Here is a 3,022-nt window from a genome sequence, read left to right as displayed (position 1 = left end):
TTAGGTTTTTACCACCTTAAAAAATTATTCCCAACGATAAATTTCTAGGAGGTGATACAATGGAACTGGATATAGAATTGGTTTTGGATTTCTTCATTGAAATTCTCAAAATCATTTTACTTTTCTTAGCTTAATTGTATTGCATTGTAGAACTTTATAAAAAAATGTAGGTTTAAGATTTTTCCTTAGGTGGCTTTTTCATCCCTTTTTGTAATGGATTATAATATTGATTTGAGTTTTTCAAAAAACTTTATATATTATAAAATTAACATTATAATTGAAAAGGATTTATTTCCTTTGAAATACAAATCCTAAAATTTATTGTTGGGTAAATTGTTATTTGAATTCTTTTTAGAATTCATTTAACTTTTTATAAATAATTTACTATTTTTAACTTTTTTTAAGCATTTTTAACTTATTTTCAAAATATCCCAATCTCATTTTAACAAACTTATTATATCATTAAAAAAATATCTATAAAATAGCAAATATTTATAAATAATCAAGTCTATAAACTTTGTATTAAAATATGGGGTTATGTAATGGAAGAGGAATATATTTCAGTGTCTCAGCTTACAGACTATATAAGGAATCTGATTAATTCAGACTCTAGATTGAAGCAAGTCTATGTAAGGGGAGAAATATCTAACTTTAAGCGTTATTCGTCTGGGCATTGCTATTTCAGCCTAAAGGATGAAGGCAGTGTGATTCCTGGAGTCATGTTTTACGGTTTTGCCTCTAGGCTCAAATTTGAACCTAAAAACGGCATGAAGGTTTTGGTCAGAGGATATGTTGATGTCTATAAATCACGTGGAAACTATCAGCTCTACGCTCAAAGGATTATTGAAGATGGATTAGGTGAATTGCATATTGCATTTGAGCAATTGAAGAAGGAACTGGAAAGCGAGGGCTATTTTGATGATTCTCTAAAAAAGCCAATACCTAAGTTTCCTAAGAAAATAGGGGTTGTCACTGCTGCAACAGGAGCAGCCATTAGGGATATTGTAACAACTATCAAGAGAAGATGGCCTTTATGTGAGATCATTCTATTCCCATCTCTTGTTCAAGGAAATTTGGCAGCAAACAATATTGTAAGGCAAATATTTGTCGCTGACAATGAATTTGAACTAGACACTCTTATTGTAGGTAGAGGTGGTGGAAGCATAGAGGATTTATGGGCCTTTAATGAAAGGATTGTTGCAAAGGCAATACTTGCATGTAAAACTCCTGTGATAAGTGCAGTGGGCCACGAAATCGATTGGACCATTGCAGACTATGTTGCAGATAAAAGAGCTGCAACTCCAACTGCAGCTGCGGAAATTGCTGTTCCGGACATTAGAGAGATAAGCTCAAAAGTTGATGATTTTGACTCAAGAGCAAACAATGTTATGTCCAAGCAATTGAATGATAATCTTGAGAAATTCGAAAGGATAAAGAATAGGCCATTATTCAAGAATCCATATATGATCCATGAAAGGAAAGTGATGGATTTGGACTTCATTAAAGGCAGATTGGTCTCCTCTTCAAAAGAGATGATTCATTCAAATCAGATTAGATTATCTAAAGTCAAGAGTTCTAATGTTTTTAGAAATCCTCAGTCAATTCTAGATGAGAAAACCATTACATTATCACGGAATATTGATAAGCTAAAGGTTTTAAATCCTTTATTGACTATACAAAGAGGATATGCAGTTGCAAGATCTAAAGGAAAGGTAGTGTCTTATGCAAAAGACTTAAAAAAGGATGATGAATTGGAATTAGAATTTAAGGATGGCAAAGTGAATACAAGAGTCTTATAATTATAGAATTGAAAATTAAAAAGATTAAATCAAAGGTGATATGATGGCTGAAGAAAACGAGAATTTTAGTTTTGAAGAAAAATTAGCTGAATTGGAAAAAATCGTAAACAACTTGGAAACCGGTGAAGTTTCCTTGGATGATGCAATAGAAGAGTTTAAGAAAGCAATGGTTTTAGTCAAGGAATGTGATGAAAAACTAAATAGCGCTCAAGAAGCTATTGCAAAAATAGTGAATGATAATAAAGAAGTAGTTGAATTTGAAGTAAATGAATAAAAACAATAAAATAAGTTAAGAAGAGTTATCTCTTCTTAAAATTCTTTTTTTAATCTTTTTTTAATTAATAAACCTGAGTGTACTCCAATAAGTAATCAGAGTAATTCTTATCAAGTATTCTAAGTGCAGAAGCATACTGTGGGCTTGTAGCAGACCTTTCCTCTACAAGGTTTCTCAAACTGCTGTTTTTCATATGTTCCCTAACTTCTCTAAGCACGAAGTCAATTGTATTCTTATTATATGCTTCAAGCTCTTCTCTAGTCATTTCATAGAGTTCGTAGGTATTCAAGTCATAGTTTTTGGTTGGGCTCATAAGAACATTGAGATAGCTGTAGTAGCCTCCAATATCATCAAAGAATGCATCCACTCCCATATATGCAAGAAGTGGAATGAATTGCGCTTCAGCAAATGGGAAGATCAAATAGCTTGATGATTTCATATTTTGCCTTAGGGCAACAATCAGGTCAACCAAGTCTCTTGGGTGAAGGAGCAATTCATCTGCATTCGCTATGATGAATCCGTTGTATCCAAGCCCTTCAAGTTCCTTCAAGCATTTTATACGTAAATCGAGGTATTTGCTTCCTTGGATAACTGCTATTTCCTTATCTTCAACTGCCTTAGCTTTTTCAATGGTTTGATTAACGCTCCACTCAGCTATTTCCCTTTCAACATCATAAGCTGAAGATTCGTCTTTAGCTATATTAAAATCATCTTTATTGATTAATGTTGGAGTTTCCATATCTCCAAGCTTTCCATATCTTCCAGGGCCATCATGGCTTTTGATTTCAAATTGTTTCATTTTATCTTAAATTCCTTGTTTTTTATGATTCAATTAATTATCTATTCTTTTTATTAATTAAGATTTTTGTAGTTTCCTATTTGCTTAAATTTTGTATGTTTAGAAAAATTTTATATTCCTATTATTTTATTCATTTACTAAATTTTTTTT

General features: G+C 31.8%; 3 protein-coding genes. 2 read left to right on the top strand and 1 reads right to left on the bottom strand.

The features are described from left to right. The first annotated feature begins 542 nt into the window (after positions 1-542). Positions 543-1,799 (top strand): exodeoxyribonuclease VII large subunit, encoded by a 1,257-nt coding sequence (gene xseA / locus ACKI67_RS09455; RefSeq protein WP_407463281.1) that lies wholly within the window; start codon positions 543-545, stop codon positions 1,797-1,799. A gap of 43 nt (positions 1,800-1,842) precedes the next feature. Next, positions 1,843-2,073, top strand: a complete 231-nt coding sequence (xseB, locus tag ACKI67_RS09450; RefSeq protein WP_298536406.1) for an exodeoxyribonuclease VII small subunit — start codon at positions 1,843-1,845, stop codon at positions 2,071-2,073. 64 nt (positions 2,074-2,137) lie between these two features. On the opposite strand, the gene ACKI67_RS09445 is transcribed toward xseB, so the two are convergent. Then, positions 2,138-2,872, bottom strand: coding sequence for an archaeosine tRNA-ribosyltransferase (locus ACKI67_RS09445; RefSeq protein WP_407463280.1), 735 nt, complete (start codon positions 2,870-2,872; stop codon positions 2,138-2,140). Positions 2,873-3,022 lie beyond the last annotated feature (150 nt).

It is taken from the genome of Methanobrevibacter sp., assembly GCF_045577275.1.
GTDB lineage: Archaea > Methanobacteriota > Methanobacteria > Methanobacteriales > Methanobacteriaceae > Methanobrevibacter.
The sequence above is the reverse complement of the archived record's forward strand: the minus strand, read 5'-3'. Positions and strand labels throughout refer to the sequence as shown.

Bases quoted from the DNA above. Each gene is read 5' to 3' on its own strand.
- xseB (WP_298536406.1), top strand. From the start codon at position 1,843: ATGGCTGAAGAAAACGAGAATTTTAGTTTTGAAGAAAAATTAGCTGAA.
- xseA (WP_407463281.1), top strand. From the start codon at position 543: ATGGAAGAGGAATATATTTCAGTGTCTCAGCTTACAGACTATATAAGG.
- ACKI67_RS09445 (WP_407463280.1), bottom strand. From the start codon at position 2,872: ATGAAACAATTTGAAATCAAAAGCCATGATGGCCCTGGAAGATATGGA.